10 protein-coding genes are annotated in these 19,877 nt (G+C 66.6%); 5 read left to right on the top strand and 5 right to left on the bottom strand.

All coding sequences use genetic code 11. The annotated features are described in order from the left end of the window. Positions 1-2: 2 nt before the first annotated feature. The gene (locus tag KA419_15545; GenBank protein ID MBP7867349.1) at positions 3-1,292 is read right to left on the bottom strand and encodes a carbohydrate porin; all 1,290 of its coding nucleotides are present in this window, start codon (positions 1,290-1,292) and stop codon (positions 3-5) included. Positions 1,293-1,619: 327 nt separating this feature from the next. Between KA419_15545 and KA419_15540 the strand changes: the two genes are divergently transcribed. From KA419_15540 to KA419_15520, 5 genes are all read left to right on the top strand, one after another. Beyond that, the gene (locus KA419_15540; GenBank protein MBP7867348.1) at positions 1,620-2,807 is read left to right on the top strand and encodes a hypothetical protein; all 1,188 of its coding nucleotides are present in this window, start codon (positions 1,620-1,622) and stop codon (positions 2,805-2,807) included. A gap of 268 nt (positions 2,808-3,075) precedes the next feature. Then, positions 3,076-5,376: a protein kinase gene (locus KA419_15535; protein ID MBP7867347.1), complete on the top strand. Its 2,301-nt coding sequence runs from the start codon at positions 3,076-3,078 to the stop codon at positions 5,374-5,376. 69 nt (positions 5,377-5,445) lie between these two features. After that, complete coding sequence (locus tag KA419_15530; protein ID MBP7867346.1) at positions 5,446-5,628, top strand: SDR family NAD(P)-dependent oxidoreductase; 183 nt, start codon at positions 5,446-5,448, stop codon at positions 5,626-5,628. Between the two features lie 50 nt (positions 5,629-5,678). Beyond that, positions 5,679-7,088: a DHA2 family efflux MFS transporter permease subunit gene (locus KA419_15525; GenBank protein MBP7867345.1), complete on the top strand. Its 1,410-nt coding sequence runs from the start codon at positions 5,679-5,681 to the stop codon at positions 7,086-7,088. A 4-nt stretch (positions 7,089-7,092) separates the two neighbouring features. After that, positions 7,093-14,952 (top strand): amino acid adenylation domain-containing protein, encoded by a 7,860-nt coding sequence (locus KA419_15520; protein ID MBP7867344.1) that lies wholly within the window; start codon positions 7,093-7,095, stop codon positions 14,950-14,952. Positions 14,953-15,173: 221 nt separating this feature from the next. On the opposite strand, the gene KA419_15515 is transcribed toward KA419_15520, so the two are convergent. The 4 genes from KA419_15515 to guaB form a co-directional block, all read right to left on the bottom strand. Then, the gene (locus KA419_15515) at positions 15,174-15,908 is read right to left on the bottom strand and encodes a pyridoxine 5'-phosphate synthase (GenBank protein MBP7867343.1); all 735 of its coding nucleotides are present in this window, start codon (positions 15,906-15,908) and stop codon (positions 15,174-15,176) included. A gap of 606 nt (positions 15,909-16,514) precedes the next feature. Beyond that, entirely contained in the window at positions 16,515-16,982 is a 468-nt protein-coding gene (locus KA419_15510; protein MBP7867342.1) for a PIN domain-containing protein, read from the bottom strand. A gap of 112 nt (positions 16,983-17,094) precedes the next feature. After that, positions 17,095-17,958: a hypothetical protein gene (locus tag KA419_15505; protein MBP7867341.1), complete on the bottom strand. Its 864-nt coding sequence runs from the start codon at positions 17,956-17,958 to the stop codon at positions 17,095-17,097. Between the two features lie 289 nt (positions 17,959-18,247). Then, a complete protein-coding gene (gene guaB, locus KA419_15500; GenBank protein ID MBP7867340.1) occupies positions 18,248-19,720 on the bottom strand; it encodes an IMP dehydrogenase in 1,473 nt (490 codons plus the stop codon). Positions 19,721-19,877 lie beyond the last annotated feature (157 nt).

The following is a 19,877-nucleotide window of genomic DNA, read 5'->3' as shown; positions in this document are numbered from 1 at the left end:
TCTCAAAGCCGGACCAGGAGTCTGAGTCCGCCCACCACCGACCGTTCGTCTTCCTTCAAGGGCGGGGTAACGAACTGCAAATCCACGGTAAGCTCCAGCCAGGGTTTGAGGCTGAAATTGTAGTAGGCTTCGAACCCGCGGTCGTTCCTCACCAGGGGCTGCAATTCCGGCGGGACCCGCTTGCTGGTCGCATCGTAAAAATACCCGACTCCGAAGGAATCCGCCGGCCGCCGGGGCCACATGCCCCGCCCGCCCAGGCCGAAACTGTAGAACGCCTTGGTTTTGTTCGTGACCGGGTTGCCGAGGCCGAACCGCCCGAAAACACCGATCCCGCGGCCGGGCACGGCCCGGTCCAGCCAGAGGAACTGGTCGAAGTCGTAGTTGAGCGCCCAGTCGCTGGAAACCAGCTGCGGATAGCGCTCCGGCGTGATGAGGCCCGCCAGGGTGGGCTTGAGCTTGTTGCTCCAGGTCCCGCCGAAGCGGTGGTGCCCGGGCCGTTCCGCGATCTTCACGGTGAAGGACGTGGTGGTGAAGAGGGTGACCCCCCGGTTGAAATCGGCACCGGGCTTGTCCTTCGCGGCCGGGGGGCCGGCGTCGAGCACCGCGCCGATCAGGGAGAACCACGGGGCGGGCTGGAAGAGCAGCGAGGCGAACAGCGTCTGGCGGGGAAAGGTGGTGTTGTAGGCCGGGTTGTTGTTGAAGGCGGCGTTGAGGAACTGGGTCGTTTCGTCGGAGGCGAACACGTTCGAGTCGCGGGAGGTGATGCGGCCCCCTGCAACGGAAAACAGCCTGTTCAGTTTCTGGAACACGATCGCGTCGGTGAGCGTGGTGGGCGGCTTGCCGTCGCCGGCGTCCACGGCAGCCCAGTCCACCGGGTTGATGATCCCGTGGCCGGTCTGGTCGTTGGCGCTCCGTCCGCAGCCCGTCTGGAGTTTGACGGTGAGGGTGCCCCCTTGCCAGAGGCCGGCGGCGGCGGTGTCCACCGCCACGCCGTAGCGGAAGGACCCGTAGAACATGGGCTGCCGGGCCAGGCCGCCGTCGAGGTTGCCCTGCAGGATCGGCAGGAACAGCGCGTCCACCCGGATGCCATGCTGCAGGAGCTTTTGGCGTCCCCCGCCCCAGTCCCCGGTCAGGACGGGACGATGGCCAAGGTCGCCGGAGAGGTCGATCCGGGGAGCCGGCGGGTCACCCGGTTCGGTAATCTCCGGCCCCGGTCCGGGCGCGCCGTCCGACTCGGCCGGGGGTCGGGTCGATGCCCCCGGCGGCGCCGGGGCGAGAGTGGCGCTCTCCACGGCTGTTGATCCAGGTTTCCGAGCAGGGTCCAGCGGGTGTTCAGCCTCGGCCAGGACGACCCCGCCGAGAAGGACAAGAAGAAATAGACAATTGGTTTTCAGCCAACTCGGGTTCATTGGGGGCAGGATAGTCAGGAACAGGGGTGAAAAGCAAGAGAAAAGGGCATAAACAGGCGCAGGAAGACCGGACACTCAATCGGCGGAACGCGTGAGTGTCCTGCAAGCCTCAGCAGGATTGTGCTTGATTCGCGCCTCGGTGCCGACTATGCTCCGCACCGGCCCGCACGGGTCGGTGGCGGGATCGGGATCGAAACGGGGAGACGGCGCATGGTTTTGCTGGCGGGATTGCTGGTGATCCTGGCGGTGGCGGCGGGCGTGGCGGCCCTCGTCCGGCAGAGGGGGAGATTGACGGACACCGTGGAGACATACGGGCCCTTCGCGGTGGTGACCCACTACCGGCGATACCTGAGCGGGTGGAACGAGGGGCCTCTCCACCGGGCCGTTCACGAGACCTGGTCCTTGCGTTATCGTTCGCGTCCCTTCGCTTTCGAGGGGAAAGCCCCTGTCCACGGAGACGAGGCCCGGTGGTACGACACCCCCACCGCCGTCATCACGTTCCCGTCCCCCGAGCCCGCTCTCGTCGTTGTCGTGGGCGAACCGCCCGACGCCGGTTTCTACTACCTGGTCCGGGAGCGGGACGGCGAGGCCGTGACCCGTTTCCTGGGGCCGACCTGCGGGGGCGTCTCGGCCGACTGGCTCGACGCGCCCGTCGGAGCGGCCCGCATGGAGCGGGACCTCTACTGTTATCGCGGGCGACTGGCGGGCGGGCGCCGTCTCCTGCTGGGCAATCTCGCCGTCCTGGACACCCGGAGTCTGGAGAGCTTTGCGCTCCGGATGCCGGAAGGCCTCGCCCTGGACAATCTGAAGCCGCCCATCGCCCTGTCCCCGGACGCGGAGAGTTTCGTCCGGCTCGCCTTCTCCCCTGATCCCATCCGTGCACCGCACCTGGCCGTCTTCGAGATCGGGAGCGGGGCGGTCTCCGCCGTACCCGTCGACCGGTCCCGGATGCGCTACCACGACACACAGGGCATCGACGCGACGTGGCTCGATCACCACTTCGTGTGGGTCGCGGCCCCGGACGGGCGGCTGGTCCTCGCGGAACGCCCGGACTTCACCCCCTTCCCGTACCAGGGGACCCTCTCCCCCCGTACGCCCGAAGGATACCGGTCCTACGACCTCCAGCCCGTGAAACCCCGGATGCTCGAGCGCCTGGTAACGTTCCTGCAGGACGAGTTCCACGCCGAATGCCTGCCCCGCGACGCGCACAGCGTTTCGGAGGTGCTCCGGATCGGTCGGGACGAGGTCCACGTGATGCTCCTCGAGGACCGCCTGGGAGTGTTCATGTACAACGAGACAGACAGCCGCTGGGTCGAGGAGATCGCCGGCAGGTTCGACGCGCTCCTGTGCACGGGCGAACTGGATCACTTTTTCGGGACCGGGCCCTCGTCGGATTGAAAGGAAATGTTTTATTTTCCAACAAATAATCGTGGGACACTCATTCGGGATGAAGAATGAGTGTCCCTTTTTATTTTATTCCGCGACCAACCGAAGCGAACCCTGTCGCCGTCTTCCAGGACGGCGAGACAGACAAGGGAGTCGCCACGCTCTAAGGCCGGCCTCTCCCTCTTCGGCGGACGCTGCCGGGCTTGTGGAATCCGCATTATGCTAGAATTGGAAACAACGGGATCGCAAAGCGGGAAACCGGCGCGGGAGGGAGGCATCCATGGATCCGGCTGAACTGACCGGGAAGAGCCTGGGACACCACGTCATCCTCGAGCCCCTGGGAGCTGGCGGCATGGGGATCGTGTACAAGGCCCGGGATGTTCGACTGTCCCGCGTGGTGGCCCTCAAGGTGATGCGCCTGAACTGGGCCGATGACGACGAGAATCGGCGGCGCTTCGTGCGGGAGGCCCAGGCGGCCTCGGCGTTGAACCACCCCAACATCGTGACCATCTACGAGATCGACTCGGACGCCGGGTTTGACTTCATCGCCATGGAGCACCTGGACGGCGTCACGCTGGCCGAACTGATCGCGTCCGGTCCGCTGCCGATCGACCGAGCCCTGCGCCTGGCGAGCCAGGCGGCGGACGCCCTGGCGGCCGCGCACGCCGCGGGGATCGTCCACCGGGACCTGAAGCCGTCGAACATCCTGGTTCTGCCGTCGGACCAGGTCAAGGTGGTGGACTTCGGCCTCGCCAAGCGCCTCGAGCACCCCGGGCCCTCCGACGAAAAGGACCGGACGGCCACCGTGGCCGGGAACATCGTGGGGACCGCGGCCTACATGTCTCCCGAGCAGGCATCCGGGTTGAGCGTCGATGCCCGCAGCGACCTCTTCAGCCTCGGGAGTGTCCTCTACGAGATGCTCTCGGGGCGGAAACCCTTCGGCGGCGACACGGTGGTGAGTTCCCTCGTGGCGGTCCTTCGGGACGAACCGTCACCACTGACAGCCGTCTCGCCGGCGGTGGGGCGCCTGGTCGAACACTGCCTGCGCAAGGACGTCTCCCGGCGTTTCCAGTCCGCCACGGAACTCAAGGAGGCGATCGACGCGTGCCGGGTGGACGCGAGCCGGGTGCACGGGTCGTTCCGAGAGACACCCATCCCGCACACCGGGAAACCCGGCATCGCGGTCCTCCCGTTCGCGAACCTGAGCGGCGAGACGGCGGACAACTTCCTTTGCGAAGGTCTCGCCGAGGAGATCATCGACGCGCTGACGCGGATTCCCGGCCTTCGGGTCATCGCCCGGACCTCGGCCTTCGCCGCGGCCCGCTCGGGGCTGGACGCCCGGGAAATCGGCGCACGGCTCGGTGTCGCCACCCTCCTCGAGGGGAGCGTGCGCCGGAGCGAACGGCGCGTCCGGGTGACGGCCCAACTCATCGACGCTTCGGACGGGAGCCATCTCTGGAGCGAGCGGTACGATCGCGAACTCACCGACGTCCTGACGCTCGAGGACGAGATCGCTGCCGCCATCGCGGCCCGGTTGCGAGTCGAACTGGGGGGGGAGGTGGGTCGACGCACCCAGTTGGTGGTTGATGTGGAAGCCCACCTGGCCTACCTGGAGGGTCGGCACCATTTCGCGAAGGGGACGCCGGCCGAACTGGCGCAGGCCAAGGCCCTTTTCGAGCGGGCCATCGAGCGGGACCCCTCCTTCGCCCTTGCCTACGATGCCCTGGCGGAGCTGCACTGGTATCTCGGTCTCTTCGGCGGTGTACCCCCGCGCGAGGCGTTCTCGATGAGTACCTGGCACGCCCTGCGGGCGCTGGAGATCGACGACGGCCTCGCCGAAACCCACGCCCTGCTGGGAATGCTGCGCAAGGAACTCGACTACAACTGGCGGGAAGTGGACCGGGAACTCCGCCGGGCGTTCGAGCTGAACCGGGAGTCACCCCTGGTCCGCCTGCGCCATGCCATCAGCGGCCTTTTGCCCCACGGTCGCATGGCCGAAGCACTGGAGGAAGTAGAGAGGGTGCTGACCCTCGACCCCCTGTCCCTGTTCGTGCGCTGGTGGCTGAGCGTGATGGCTTACCTCGCCGGCCGCCCCGACCGGGTGATCGAGGAAGGCCGGCACATGATCGCGCTGGACCCCGGCCACTTCTTCGGCCACTGGGCATCCGGAATAGGCCTGGAGGCTGCTGGCGAACCCCAGAAGGCCGTCGCCGCACTGGAAAGAGCGCACCAGCTATCGGGAGGGATCCCCTTCACGCTGGGCTTCCTGGCTTTCGCCTTCGGCCGCGCGGGCCGGCGCGACGACGCGCTCGCCCTGGCGGCGCAGGCGGAGCAGGCGACGGCGGTCGCTTACATCCCCCCGTTCACCTTGGCGCTGGCCCACATCGGGCTCGAGGACTGGGGACCGGCCTTCGCATGGATGGACCGGGCCGTCGAGGCGCGCGACCCGCTCATCATGCCGGTCAAGAGCTACCCCTTCCTGCAGCCGGTCCGGGACGATTCGCGCTATGGGGCCCTGCTCAAAAAAATGAACCTGGAAAATGCGGGACACTCACTTGCATACTCAATGAACGCCCTCTGATTGCGCCGGTTGATCCCGGGGGACCGGGGCGGTACAATCCCTTCCAGAACGACCTGCTGAGGAGGAAACGTGACGGAGAGAGAAGACCGGGTCAGAGTGGCCGTCGTCACCGGCGCCAATCATGGGATCGGCGCGGCGATCGCCCGGGAACTGGCGCTCGACGGGTACCGTGTCGTCCTCAGGGAAAAGGACACTCACTCGATGATCCGGGTGAGTGTCCCTCTTTATCGTGCCACGATCGGTGTGGCCTGACTCCGTTTGCTCATAAGGACTTGCAGCCGACCAACCCAATCGAGGGACCCATGAAACCCCTGATCACCATCGTCGCCATCGCCACCGCCATCTTCATGGTGAACCTGGATGCCAGCATCGTCAACGTGGCCCTTCCCACCCTCTGCGAGGACTTCCACACCGGCACCCGAGAGGCCGCCGACGTGGTGATGTTCTACCTGGTCGCCCTCTGTGCGAGCCTGTTGATCTTCGGACGCCTGGGCGACCTGCTGGGGAAGAGGGCGATCTTTCTGGCCGGCTACGTGGTCTTCACCGTGGGATCCGTGGCCTGCGGCCTGGCACCCGGGTTCGGCGCCCTGCTGGCCGGACGCCTCATCCAGGGCCTGGGGGGGGCCATGCTGCTGGCCACCTCCATGGCCCTGGTGGTGGAGAACCTCCCGCCCGACCGGACGGGGCGCGCCTTCGGCCTGATCACCGTCTTCAGCGGGATCGGCTACTCCCTGGGCGCCCCCCTCGGCGGGGTGATCACCGAATTCCTCTCCTGGCGGTGGATTTTCCTGATCAACCTCCTCCCCGGTATCGCCGGCGCCTGGTTGTCCGGCCGCACCCTCACCCGGAAAAAATCCGCGGGAACCTCCCCGAAAGATTTCGACGCCGCCGGGGCGGTGCTGAGCGTGATCGCCCTCGTGGCTTTCGTATTCGGCCTGAACGCGATGAAGGCGGATTCGGTCTCCTCCGTCCGCTTCCTGGTCCTGGCGGGGACCTTCCTGGCGGCCCTGGCGGTCTTCCTCTTCCGGGAACACCGGTTCCCCCAGCCGCTGGTCGACCTCCGCCTGTTCAAGGACCCCCGCCTCGTGCTGGGCATGGCGTCCTCCTTCCTTGTGATCACCCTTCTGGCGGGGCTGGTGTTCCTGCTCCCCTTCTTCCTGGAGCTGGCGATGCGCTTCACCACCGAGAAAAGCGGCCTCCTGATCGGCATCTTCCCCCTGATCACCCTCCTGGCGGCCCCCCTGGCGGGCTGGCTGTCCGACCGGTTCGGATCCCCGCCGGTCTGCGCGACGGGCACCGTCCTGGTCCTGGCGGCCATGCTGGTGCTCCTGCAACTCGCCCCGGGGACCGGCACGCCGTTCCTCGTCCTCTCCCTGGTCTTCTACGGCTTCGGCCACACCACCTTCACCGCCTCCAACGCGAACCTGGTCATGAAGCGGGCGCCGCCCGGCAAGGAGGGGGTCACATCCTCGCTCTACACGGAGGCCACCTTCATGGCCTCGGCGATCGGGGTCAGCCTCTTCGAGTGGCTCTTTTCGGTGAAAACCGCCGGTCTCGCCGGCGCCGACCCGGCGGCCCAGCAGGCCACCGTGGCGGGAGGGTTCCATTTCGCCGTCGGCGTCGCGGGCGTCCTCGCCGCCCTGGCGCTGGCGGCCTCATTGGCGGTCGTTGTGGCCACGCCGCGACGTGACGACGCCCCACCCCTGGAGTGATCCCATGAACGAACGAAAGACCTTTCCCCTCTCCCACCCCCAGAAGCGGGTCTGGCTGACGGAACAAACGTTCCTGGCCACGCCCTACTTCAATCTCGCCTTCCGGGTCCGCCTGCCCTACGAGGCGCGGCAACCGGTCCTCGAGCAGGCGGTCAACCTCCTGTTGCGGAAGAACGACGGCCTGCGCCTCCGGATCCTGGAGGACACCCCTGGCCGTCCGGGGGAACCGTGCCAGTACGTGGCGGACTTCGAACCGTTCACCCTGCGCGAGCTGACATTTTCAGAAGACGACGCGGAAACGGGGGTGGCCGGGTGGCTGGAGCGGGAGACCCGGAAGGTCTTTGACCTCATCGACCGGCCGCTCTACGATTTCGCCCTGGTCCACACGCCGGGGAGGTCCTCCCTGTTCCTGAAGGTGCACCACCTGGTGTCCGACGGGGGAACGATCTTCCTGATGGTCAACGACATCAACGCATTCTACAACGCCCTGAGCCGGGGGCAGGACGTCGACCCCACCCCCCGCCCCTCCTACCTCGAGTTCATCGGGCAGGAGCAGGAGTACCTGCGGTCGGAAGCAGCGGAGGCCGACCGGCGGTTCTGGATCGACAAGCTCTCCCCCCTGCCGGAACTCATCGACCTCTCCAGCCGGAAGAAAGGCCGGGGCGGGATCGAAGCGGAGCGGACCTGGGTGGCGTTCCCCGACGGGCTCCGCAACGATCTGCACGCCTTCGCGGAGCAGAACCGGTCCTCCGTCTTCAAGCTGGTGATCTCCGCTTTCGCCGTCTACCTCTCCCGGTTCGGCCGCACCCCCGACGTGGTCATCGGTTCGGTGAACCACAACCGGACCACCCCCCGGACCCGGGAGATGATCGGCATGTTCGTGAGCACCTTCAACCTGAGGCTCAACGTGGACCCGTCGATGGACTTCCGGACCTTCGTCCTCGCCACGGGTCGGGAGGTGGACGACATCGTCAAGAACCACCAGCGCTATCCCTACGACCTCCTCGTCCCCGAGCTCCGCGAAATCCACCAGCGGCCGGCGGAGCCCCTGGCGCAGATCAGCGTCATCGGGCACGGGGGGACCTACGACGCGTTCCGGCCCGAGTACCAGGACACGGGCTGCGAGCCGGTCCCCATCAACGTCCACATCGACCCCAACGGCAAGGATACCGTGGGGACCCTGGAACTCTCCATCGACTACCACCCCGACCTCTTCGAGCCGGCGGACATCGAAAACCTGTTTTCGTGCGTCTGCGCCTTCCTCGAAAACGGCCTTGCCAACCCGCTCGCCCGGCTCTCGGACATCCCCCTGACCTCCGGGGACGAACTCCGCCGCGTCCTCCGGGAGTTCAACGACACGGCGGCGGACTTCCCGACGGGCGAGACCCTCCACGGCCTCTTCGAGACCCAGGCGGCGAGGGTGCCCGACCGGAAGGCCCTCGTCTTCGACGGGCGCCCGATGACTTACCGCCACCTGGACGCCTCGTCCAACCGGTTGGCCCGACTCCTGGTGGAGAAGGGGCTCCGGCGCGAGGAGATCGTCGGGGTCCTGGCGGACCGCTCCCTGGAGGTGGTCGTCGCCCTGCTGGCCGTCCTCAAGGCGGGGGGGGCCTACCTCCCCATCGACCCCCACTACCCGGCGGAACGGGCCCGCTTCCTCCTGGAGGACGCCGGGTGCCGCTTTCTCCTGGCCCACCCCCACCTGGGCGCGGACCTGGGCTTTTCGGGGGAACGCATCGCCCTGGCCCCGCCGGCGGAGACCGTCACGGACGCCGCCTCCCCCGGCGTGAGGGTCGAGCCCTCGCAGCTCGCCTACGTCATCTACACCTCCGGCTCCACGGGCAGGCCCAAGGGGGTGATGATCGAGCACCGGGCCGCCGTCAACCTGGTCCAGTGGCACCGGCGCCACTACGGGATCGACGAGACCGACGTCTGCGCGGAGTTCGCCTCGTTCAGTTTCGACGCCTCCGTTTCCCAGACCTTTTCCCCGCTCGCCTCGGGGGCGGAGCTGCACGTCCTGGACGAGGGGCTCCGGGCCTCGGCGGAACAAGTCAACGCCTACTTCGAGGCGAACGGCGTCACCTACACCGACCTGCCCACCCAGCTCTTCGAGTATTTCATGGAGGCCGTGCGGAACACGTCCCTCAAACGGCTCACCACCGGGGGCGAGAAGCTCCGGAAGTTCATCCCCCAGAACTACAAGGTTTACGACGAGTACGGGCCCACCGAGTTCACCGTGGTGTCCACCAGCTTCCTGCTCGACCGGCCCTACGACCGGTCCCCCATCGGTCGGCCCGTGGCCAACGCGCGGGCCTACGTCCTGGACCCCGCGGGACGGCCCCAGCCCGTCGGCCTGCCCGGAGAGCTGTGCCTGGCGGGGGCGAACCTGGCCCGCGGCTACCTGAACCGGGAGGAGCTGACGCGGGAGAAGTTTGTCCCCGACCCCTTCGTCCCCGGGGAGCGGATGTACCGCACCGGCGACCTGGTACGCTGGCTCCCGGACGGCAACCTCGACTACCTGGGGCGGATCGACTTCCAGGTGAAAATCCGGGGGTTCCGGATCGAGATGCCGGAGATCGAGGAGCACCTCCGGGGACACAAGGCCGTCAAGGAGGCCGTGGTGGTGGACCGGACCGACGCCGGCGGCGCCCCTTACCTGTGCGCCTATTTCGTCTCGAGCCGGGACATCCCCGTCTCCGAGCTGAAGGCCTTCCTGGGGAGGACCCTGCCCGATTACATGGTCCCCGCCATCTTCATGCGGCTGGAGAAGATGCCCCTGAACACCAGCGGCAAGGTGGATCGGCGCGCCCTCCCCGAGCCGGCGGCTTCCGCCGAGACGCGCCGGACGGCATACGTCGCCCCGACCAGCGAAGCGCAGCTGGCCATCGCCGCGCTGTTCGAGGAGCTGTTGGGGTGCCCCCGGGTGGGTCTCAACGACAGTTTCTTCGAACTGGGGGGGCACTCCCTCAAGGCAGCCATCCTCCAGGCCCGGCTGCTGAAGCGGTTCGGGGTGCGCCTCTCCCTCCAGGACCTCTTCGACGGCCCCACCGTCAAGGCCCTCGACGAACGGGTGAGCGCGTCGCGCGCGACCGACGCCGTCCCCGTCATCCGGGTCCCGGACGCGGAGCACTACCCGCTGTCCCCGGTCCAGAGCCGTCTTTACTTCCTCCACCTCCTGAATCGGGACGCCGTGACCTACAACGTCTCCCTCCTGCTGCGGATCGAGGGCAACCTCGACACGGGGAAGCTCTGCCGCGCCTTCGACGCTTTCGTCGCCAAACACGACGTGCTGCGAACCGCCTTTGCGCTCCGGGACGGGGCCCCCGTCCAGGTCGTCCACCCGCGGGTGCGGCTGAAGGCCCACCTGAAGGAAGCGCCCGAGGAGGCCGTCGGGGACCTGATGGACGCCTTCGTGCGCCCCTTCGACCTCTCCCGGCCGCCCCTGATGCGCGTCAACCTGGTGCGCTCCGGAGAGCGCCTCCACTTCCTGATGCTGGACTTCCACCACATCGTCTTCGACGGGATGTCGGTGGAGGTGCTGCTCCGTGACCTGGCCGACTTCTACCTCGGGGAACGGATGGAGCCCCTGGCTTTCCGTTACCGGGACGTCGCGGACTGGCAGCGCCGTTTCCTGGCGGGGGAGGGTTTCGCCCGCCTGGAGCGCTTCTGGTTGGACCTGTTCCGTGGGGACGTCCCAGTCCTGGACCTGATGACCGACTTTCCCCGGCCGAAGGATCGGGACCACCGCGGCCGTCGCCACGTGTTCTCCGCCGGCCCCGCCCTCACGGAGGGGCTGCGCGGGATCTCCCGGAAGATCGGGTGCACGCTGTACATGACCCTGCTCTCGGCCTTCGGGGTCCTGCTGGCCCGGTTCACCTCCCAGGACGACCTGGTGGTGGGCACGCCGTCCCTGGGCCGGACCCTCCCCGAAGCGGCCCCCGTGGCCGGCATGTTCGTCAACTCTCTCCCCCTCCGCCTCCACCCGTCCCCCGACAAGACCTTCGAGGCCCTCCTGGCGGAAGTGCGGCAGCTGCTGCCGGCGGCCATGGACAACCAGGACTACCCCCTCGACACCCTCGTCGAGAAGCTGGGCATCGAGCGGAACTCCGGCCGGAACCCCCTTTTCGACGTCATGTTCACCTTCGCCAGCCGCTTCGACGACACCCTGCGGTTCGTGGACCTGACACTCTCCAAGGTGCCCCGGGAGAGCGGGGTGTCCAAGTTCGACCTGACGCTGGATTCGGTGGAGCGCCCGGCCGGCATCGACTTCGAGATCGAGTACGCCACGGACCTCTTCCGGCCCGAGACCGTCGAGCGCCTCGCGGCCCACTTCCTGAACATCCTGGCCGCCGTTGGGGTCGATCCCGGCATCGCCATCCGGGACATCGACTCCCTCCCCGCCGCCGAGCGCGGGTTCCTCCTTGAAACCTACAACGCCACCGCCTCGGACTACCCCGCCGACCGGACCCTGCACGCCCTCTTCGAGGCGCAGGCCGCCCGGACCCCCGAACGGGCCGCCCTGGTCTGCGAAGGCACCGCCATGACCTACGGCGGGCTGAATGCCGCCGCCAACCGCCTTGCCCGGGTGCTCCGGGCCAAAGGGGCAGGCCCCGGACATTTCGTGGGCATCCTGATGCACCGCCGGCCCGAACTGGTGGTGGCCATCCTGGGGACCCTCAAGGCCGGCGCCGCCTACGTCCCCATCGACCCGTCCTACCCGGCGGACCGGATTGCCTACATCGCCGGGGACGCGGGGATGACCCTCCTCCTCACCGAGGCAGCCCTGGCCGGACGGATCGAGGGGACTGCGGAACAGCTTGTCTGGGAACGGCTCGACCTCGCAAACGAAAACCCCGACAACCCGTCGCCCGCCGCCGGGCCCGGGGATCTCGTCTACATGATCTACACGTCAGGATCCACGGGGAAACCGAAGGGGGTGATGCTTCGCCACCGGAACGTGGTCAACTACGTCACCTGGGCGCAGCGGGCCTACCTGGAGGGCGAGGCGCTCGACTTTTCGCTCCACTCCTCCATCTCTTTCGACCTGACGGTCACGTCGGTGTTCACCCCCCTGCTGTCGGGAAACACCCTCGTCATCTACCCCGACACCGGGGACAACATCGCCCTGATCCGCCGCATCGTCGCAGAAGACCGCACGGGGATCGTCAAGCTGACGCCGAGCCACCTGCGGATCCTCTCGGAACTCGACATCCCGAACCGCAACCTGAAGAAGTTCATCGTCGGGGGCGAGGAACTCCCGTCCGACCTCTGCCGCAAGCTCACCGCCCGGTTCGACCACCCCGTGACGGTCTTCAACGAGTACGGGCCCACCGAGGCCGCGGTGGGGTGCATGATCCACCGCTTCGACCCGGAGCGGGACCGGGGCGCAGCGGTCCCCATCGGCGTGCCGTGCGCCAACGCCGCCATCTACCTCCTGGACGACGACCTTCACCCGGTCCCCTTCGGGGCCAAGGGGGAGATCTTCATCGGCGGCGAGGGCGTGGCGGCGGGTTACCGGAACCGGCCCGAGATGACGGCCGGTCGCTTCCTCCCCAGCCCCTTCCGGGACGGGGACACCCTCTACCGTACCGGCGACCTGGCCCGCTTCCTCATGGACGGCACGCTGGAGTACCTCGGCCGGGCGGACACCCAGGTCAAGATCCGGGGCTTCCGGATCGAGTGCGGGGAGATCGAGCAGAAACTGCTGGCGCACCCCGACATCCGCTCCGTGGTGGTCACCCTGCGCCGGGACGACCAACCCGAAGCGTACCTCTGCGCCTACTTCGAAGCAGAACGCGACCTGTTCCCCGCGGAGCTGAGGGAATTCCTGGCCGGCGCGCTCCCGGAGTACATGGTCCCCTCGTTCTTCATCCGGCTGGAGCGGATCCCGGTCAACGAGAACGGCAAGGTGGACCGGAAGGCCCTGCCCCCGCCCTCCGAACGTCTCGCCACCGGCGCGGCATACGTGGCGCCGCGGAACCCGCGGGAGCAGCGCATCCTCGAGATCTGGCGCGAGGTGCTCCGGCTGGACCGAATCGGTGTCCGGGACAACTTCTTCCACGCGGGCGGGCACTCCCTGAAAGCCATCGCCCTCGTCGCCCGGCTTCAGAAGCATTTCAAGGCCGACCTCAACGACGTCTACCGCTATCAGACCGTGGAGGAGCAGGCGGAGCACCTTCCCGAGGAGACCGACGTGCTCCGCCGGCGGCTGGAAAAGCTCCGCGAGGCCCCGCCGCCCACTGTGGATGCTGTCACCCTCCCGGCCGTCCGGGAAGGGATCGGGCGCTACGAACGCGAGGTGGAGGCCTTGTCGGGCCTGGACCTTTCCGGCCGGAAGGCTTACCGCCACGTCCTCCTGACGGGCGCCACCGGTTTCCTCGGCGCCCACCTGCTGCAGGACCTCCTGGCGCGGCCGGACGTCGGGGCGGTGACCGCCGTGGTGCGTGCCGAAGACGACGCCGGGGCCGCCGAGCGCCTCCGCCGGAAACTGGCGTACTACTTCGGGAGCGACGCCCTGCCCGGGGCGGACAAGCTCCGGGTGCAAAGCGGGGACCTGGCGCGGGAGCGGCTCGGGATGGGCCCGGCGGCGTACACCGACCTGGCGGCGGCGGTGGACTGCATCGTGAACAGCGCAGCCGTCGTCAAGCACTACGGGAAGCTGGAGGACTTCCGGTCGGCCAACGTGCACTCCGTCCGGAACCTGGCGGACTTCGCCCGGGATGGAGCCCCGAAGGACTTCCACCACGTCTCGACCCTCTCGGTGGGGCTGGGGGACGTGGCGGGGGAGGCGGCCCTCCTCTTCACGGAGGACGTCTGCGACGCCGGGCAGAAGACCGGCAACCCCTACCTGGTCACCAAGCTCGAGGCGGAACGTCTCCTCCTCGAAGCCCGGGCGCAGGGTTTGACGGCCAACATCTACCGGGTCGGGAACATCGTCTACCACTCCGGGACGGGCGTCCCCCAGGAAAACCTGGAGGACAACGTCTTCTACGCCCTGGTGAAGTCCGCCGCCCGCCTCGGGGCGGTGATGGAGGGAGAGGTCTTCGATTTCTCCTTCGTGGACCAGGTGAGCCGGGCGATCCTGACCCTCTTCGACCGTCCCGCCCTGGCCAACCGGACCTTCCACGTCGAGAACCCGCTGCGGGCCGACCTGGCCGCCGTCCTGCGCGACCCCGAGGTCGGGTTGAACGTGCGGGTGATGACCCGGCCGGACTTCATCGCGTGGCTCAGCCGCAACTTCACGCGGCCGGCGTTCCGGGACCAGATCGAACTCTTCATGCTGCACATGGACTGGCTGAGCGACCGGGACGGCCCGGTGACGGAGACGGTCCGGCTCTCGGGGAAGACCCGGGCCCTCCTGGACCGCCTCGGTTTCGCCTGGACGCCGGTGGACCCAGCAAAGATGCGCCCCATGCTCCGGCACGCGGTCGCGGACGTCGCGGCCTTCCTGTCCGGCACGCCGCTCTTCGGGGGCGCCGACGCGGACCTCCTCTTCCGGGCCGCCTGTGCCGGCCGCCGGGAGTACTACGACCGGGACGACGTCCTGCTCTGGGAAGGCGACGCCAACCCCGACCTCTTCCTTGTGGAGAAGGGTTACCTGGAGGTCTTCAAGCACTCCCGCGAAGGCTGGCTCGGCACCCTCTTCGTGGCAGGGGAGAACGCCTTTCTCGGGGAGAACGCCCTGTGGGGCGAACCGACTTCCGTGATCGCCGAACCGGTCTTCGACGGGACCCTGGTCCTGCGCCTGGACGGCTCTTGGCTGCAACGGCTGCTGTCGGATCACCCCGGCCTGGCCCTGCGCTTCATGAAGGAACTGGGGAAACGACTGGAGAACCTGCAGCGGTTCGTGGTCTCCATGGGGTGAGCGACGGGGGGCGAAAGAGACAAAAGGACCAAAAGGACCCAAAGGACCAAAAGGACCAGAAGGACGAAGTGAAAGCCCGTGCCGGGCCCCCTCAGCCTTTCGGGCCTCTCATGTCCTTTATGTCCTTTATGTCCTTTATGTCCTTTGGGTCCTTTGGGTCCTTTGAGCCCTTCGGGTCAGGGCGCCTTGTCTCGGGGCTTTGCCTTTCCTTCCACGCCCCGTCATGGCCTCGGCCGGTGGCAGATGGCGAGGAACTGCTTCACCGTGCGCTCGAGGCCGTCCTCCAGGGCCTGGGCCACGAGGTGGTGGCCGATCGAGACCTCCGCGATGTCCGGCACCGCGTCCAGCAGCATCCCCAGGTTGGCGGTGGTGAGGTCGTGGCCGGCGTTGAGGGCGATGCCACGCCGACGGGCGGCCTCGGCGGCGGCCACGATCCGGCGGACCTCGGGCCCCGGGTTCCCTTCCCGGAAGGCCCGGGCGTAGGGCTCGGTGTAGAGCTCCACCCGGTCGGTGCCGGTGCCGGCGGCCCGCTCCACCGCGACAGCGTCGGGCTCCACGAAGATGCTGGTGCGGACACCGGCCCGGTGCAGCTCGGCCACCACCGGCGTGAGCAGGTAGCCCCACTGCCCGCACTCCCAGCCGTGGTTGGAGGTCAGCTCCCCGGGCTTGACGGGCACCAGGGTGCACTGGGTGGGTCGGCACGCGAGGACCAGTTCCAGGAACTCCTCGCGGACGTCCCCCTCGAAATTGGTCTCCACGCTCGTCACCTCCCGCGCCACGTCCCGGGCGTCGTCGGGAGTGATGTGGCGCCGGTCCGCCCGCGGGTGGACGGTGATGCCGTCGGCGCCCCAGCCCACGATCTTGTGGACGAGGGCCATCAGGTTCGGCTCCGCCAGCGGCCCCCGCGCGTTGCGCAGGAGGGCGATCTTGTTCACGTTCACACTCAACCGGGTCATCTCAACCTCCAAAACGATGCGTTATCAACCACGAGATACACGAAAGAAAGGAACCACGAAATACACGGAATACACGAAAGGAGAAGAAACCAGGAGCCCTACGAAAAGGTCTTCAAAGTCGAGGGACGACGTTGAGGAAAGCCACGATTCATCGGGTCAAATCCTAAACCCCTTCAGCCTAAACCGCTAACAGCCTATTCTTGAACCACGAACCACACCAACCACACGAACTATAGCTGGAACTGAGCAGGGATTCAACGTGAGAAGCGGGCAACCGCATCGCCTTCCATGGCGTAGCGGACCTCGTCGAGCTCCAGGAGCCGGAATCAGGAAGGTATCCTCGACCCCAGCACGCCGGGCCCGGTCAAGGGTCTCAACCATCTGCCGGACCCCGATGTTCAGACGGCACTCTTCCGGGAGTGTATTGTAGACTTGGTTTTTTGGGAGGTTTTCCGGATCTTTTCCCGCACAGAGACGATCCAGGGGTCCTGGTCCGCAGTGGCGACGATGAAACTCTCGTAGGACGGAAATTCCGACTTTCGGGCTTCGTATTCCCGCATCAGTTCTGCCTGAACCCGGTTTTTCATCTCTACGCAATCGAACTTTTTATTCTTCGGATTCATCTCCCACCTCTCGTGGGCTCAGAATCGTCATCGAACGATAGCCCAGCAGGACATTCACCCCATTGAATCTCCTGATTCGATTATAATTCACGATGTGTTTGAAATTCCAGCTCAGAATGAGGTCCGCACCAGCCACGGTTGCGGCGGCCACGTGCAACGCATCCCCTCGTGAAGCCTCGCCAAGTATTCCGGATCGGATGTACTCAGCGGCCAATTCAAGTGTCTCGGATTCGATAAGAACGTCTTCCAGAGACCCGGACGGTAGAGCCGTTAAAATGTCACGAACTGATTCCGGTGATTTCGATAGCTCTCGATAGGTCTCCTCGGAAATCAAGACAATATAATCACCTTCTGCTACCCGTTGGAAAAACCGCCGACTCGCATCCGAGAACTCCTCGTCTTCAATTCCCCCGAATACGGAAGTGTCGACATACACCCTGATTCGACGCATCTTCCCTCCTTGCCTCCATGAGGTTTACGGCTTTTTTTTCAATTGCCTTTCCCGTCCGTTCCTAAAATCTGATACGCAACACAACCTGGCCTGCAACCAGCGGCTCAAGTGTTTATTCTACTTCAATCAGGACGGCTTGGTATCCCTGTCTCGCGGATTCCTCGAGCGCCCGGAAAAAAGCGGCCACGGTGGCGTCATCCCGGGGATGGATGCAGATTACACCCGTCCCGGTTTCTTCCGGTCCTTTTGTTAAACCCCCCGCTTGCCTGGGTCCGTCGGTAACCCGAAGCGCGGGAGACAATCCCTGCGCGGTCAGTTCGATCCAGGGGCTTGAATCCGGCGACGCCGAGGTCCGGAAATTGATCGCATAGCTGCAGAGGGGGACTTGCCGCAAATCGAGAGCCTCAAACTTCGCGGAGATTTCCTCCCATCGGAACCTGAGACAGAAAAGCAGCTCGTCATCCGGATCGGGAATGGTTACGGGGGGAGAAACCCGACGGGCGACCAGGGCGGCGTCGGGCAGCCCGGCGGCCCTGCACGCCGAGAGCAGGAGGCGCACCTGGGCGAATTTCAGGGCCGGGTCGAGGGCGATCAGGGCCTGGGCGTCCCGCCCGTCCGGCTTCCAGGGCGACAATAACGGAGTCAGGGGTCCGGGACCGGTCGGTTGTCCAATGCTCTCCATTTCCTTCCATCGACGTATTCGCGCGGACAGATCCCCCAGATCAACCATGCGCTTGTTGCCGAGAAAAGGGACAGCGTGGGCGTCCAGCGTCAGAAAGATGTTGCCATGAGGTCTGACCGGCAGCAGTGTACCCAACTGCGTTTTCGGCAGCCGCAACAAAGGGAACGGCCTGTAATCCCACCAGGTGAAAGCCGGAAGCGGGGCGGGTTGCTCCCCGCAACCCCAGAAAAGCCCCGGGATGGCCAGACATACCAGAAGGAGCAGCCCGATTTTCACACGGGAAGTTAGTTCCATATCAGCCGACCTCTGCTTCCGGGTTTGCTTTGTTTTCCCGCGCAGGCCGGAGCCTGCGTCACCAGTTACGGGGCTGCAACCCCAGGGCCCCTGTTCGTGTGGTTGGTGTGGTTCGTGGTTCAAGAACAGGCTTTTAACGGTTTAGGCTGAAGGGGTTCAGGGGTCCGCCCCGATGAATGGTGGCCTTCTTGAACATCATCCCTCGCCTTTGAAAACCTGTTCGTGGATTTCCAGGCTTCATCTCCTTTCGTGTATTCCGTGTATTTCGTGGTTCAAATCCCCTCGGTGGTCACGCGGTGGGGGATTCCACCTTGTAGTTGGGGGCCTCCTGGGTGACGATGACGTCGTGGACGTGGGACTCGCGCAGGCCGCTGTTGGTGATGCGGATGAAGCGGGAGCGCGCGCGGAAGTCCGCCAGGTCGGCGCAGCCGCAGTAGCCCATCCCCGCCTTGAGGCCGCCCATGAGCTGGAAGATGACGTTGCGGACGCTCCCCTTGTACGGCACGCGCCCCTCGACGCCCTCGGGGACCAGCTTGGCCAGGGACTGGCTCTTCTCCTGGAAATAGCGGTCGGCGCTCCCCCGTTTCATGGCGCCCAGGGACCCCATGCCGCGGTAGGCCTTGTAGGCCCGGTTCTGGTAGTAGATGACCTCGCCGGGGCTCTCGTCGGTGCCGGCGAAGAGGGAACCGATCATGACCACGCCGGCGCCCGCCGCCAGGGCCTTGCTGATGTCGCCGGAGTACTTGATCCCGCCGTCGGCCACCACGGTGACCCCGTGGCGCGCGGCCGCCTCGGCGCACTCCAGGACGGCGGTGATCTGGGGCACGCCGGCGCCGGAGACCACGCGGGTGGTGCAGATGGAGCCGGGGCCGATCCCGACCTTCACCACGTCGGCGCCCGCCGCCGCCAGGTCCGTGACCGCTTCCGCCGTCCCCACGTTCCCCGCCATGAGCGGCACGGCCGGGAAGCGCTTCTTGAACTCCGCCACGGCCTTCAGGACGCCGGCGGAGTGCCCGTGGGCGGTGTCGATGGCGATGATGTCGGCCCCCGCCGCCACCAGGGCCTCGGCGCGCTCCATCCCGTCGGGCCCGACCCCGACCGCGGCCCCCACCAGGAGGCGCCCGTGGCGGTCCTTGCAGGCGTTGGGGTAGGCGATGAGCTTCTGGATGTCCTTGATGGTGATCAGGCCCTTGAGGTGGAAGCCCTCGTCCACGATGAGGAGCTTCTCGATGCGGTGGGCGTGAAGCAATTTCTTGGCGTCCTCCAGGGAGGTGCCGATGGCGGCCGTCACCAGGCGCTCCTTGGTCATGAGGTCGCCCACCAGGGCGTCCATGCGGGTCTCGAAGCGCAGGTCGCGGTTGGTGAGGATCCCCACCAGCACCGGCCCCTCCGTCACCGGGATGCCGGAGATCTTGTACTTGTCCATGAGGTCCACGGCGTCCTGGATGCGCATCCCCGGGGAGATGGTGACCGGGTTGAGGATCATGCCGCTGATGGAGCGCTTGACGATGTCCACCTCGTTGCACTGCTCCTCAATGCTCATGTTCTTGTGGATGAAACCGATTCCGCCCTCCTCGGCGAGGGCCTTGGCCATCACCGCCTCCGTAACGGTGTCCATGGCGGCGGACAGGAGCGGGATGTTGAGGCGGATGTCCTTCGTCAACGGCGTGGAGATGTCGGTTTCCGAGGGCAGGACCGAGGACTTCCCCGGGATGAGGAGCACGTCGTCGAACGTGAGGCCTTCCTTGACGATCTTTTCCATGGCGACTCCCTGAAGCGCAGGATGAACCGGCGCCCGGGTCCGTCGCTCCCCTTGATCCGCCTTCCGTGCGGCTCCCCCGCCCACCGCGGCCCCCGGGCCGGTAAAAGGGCTATCTTAGCCCCGCGCCCGGCGGTTTTCAATCTTTTGTTGGGGGAGA

It is taken from the genome of Acidobacteriota bacterium (assembly GCA_018001935.1).
Classification (GTDB): Bacteria; Acidobacteriota; JAAYUB01; order JAAYUB01; family JAAYUB01; genus JAGNHB01.
The sequence above is the reverse complement of the archived record's forward strand: the minus strand, read 5'-3'. Positions and strand labels throughout refer to the sequence as shown.

What these genes read in the sequence shown, in the direction of transcription:
- KA419_15535 (MBP7867347.1), top strand. Translation starts at nt 3,076, where the DNA reads ATGGATCCGGCTGAACTGACCGGGAAGAGCCTGGGACACCACGTCATC.
- KA419_15515 (MBP7867343.1), bottom strand. Translation starts at nt 15,908, where the DNA reads ATGACCCGGTTGAGTGTGAACGTGAACAAGATCGCCCTCCTGCGCAAC.
- KA419_15520 (MBP7867344.1), top strand. Translation starts at nt 7,093, where the DNA reads ATGAACGAACGAAAGACCTTTCCCCTCTCCCACCCCCAGAAGCGGGTC.
- KA419_15540 (MBP7867348.1), top strand. Translation starts at nt 1,620, where the DNA reads ATGGTTTTGCTGGCGGGATTGCTGGTGATCCTGGCGGTGGCGGCGGGC.
- KA419_15525 (MBP7867345.1), top strand. Translation starts at nt 5,679, where the DNA reads ATGAAACCCCTGATCACCATCGTCGCCATCGCCACCGCCATCTTCATG.
- guaB (MBP7867340.1), bottom strand. Translation starts at nt 19,720, where the DNA reads ATGGAAAAGATCGTCAAGGAAGGCCTCACGTTCGACGACGTGCTCCTC.
- KA419_15510 (MBP7867342.1), bottom strand. Translation starts at nt 16,982, where the DNA reads ATGCGTCGAATCAGGGTGTATGTCGACACTTCCGTATTCGGGGGAATT.
- KA419_15505 (MBP7867341.1), bottom strand. Translation starts at nt 17,958, where the DNA reads ATGGAACTAACTTCCCGTGTGAAAATCGGGCTGCTCCTTCTGGTATGT.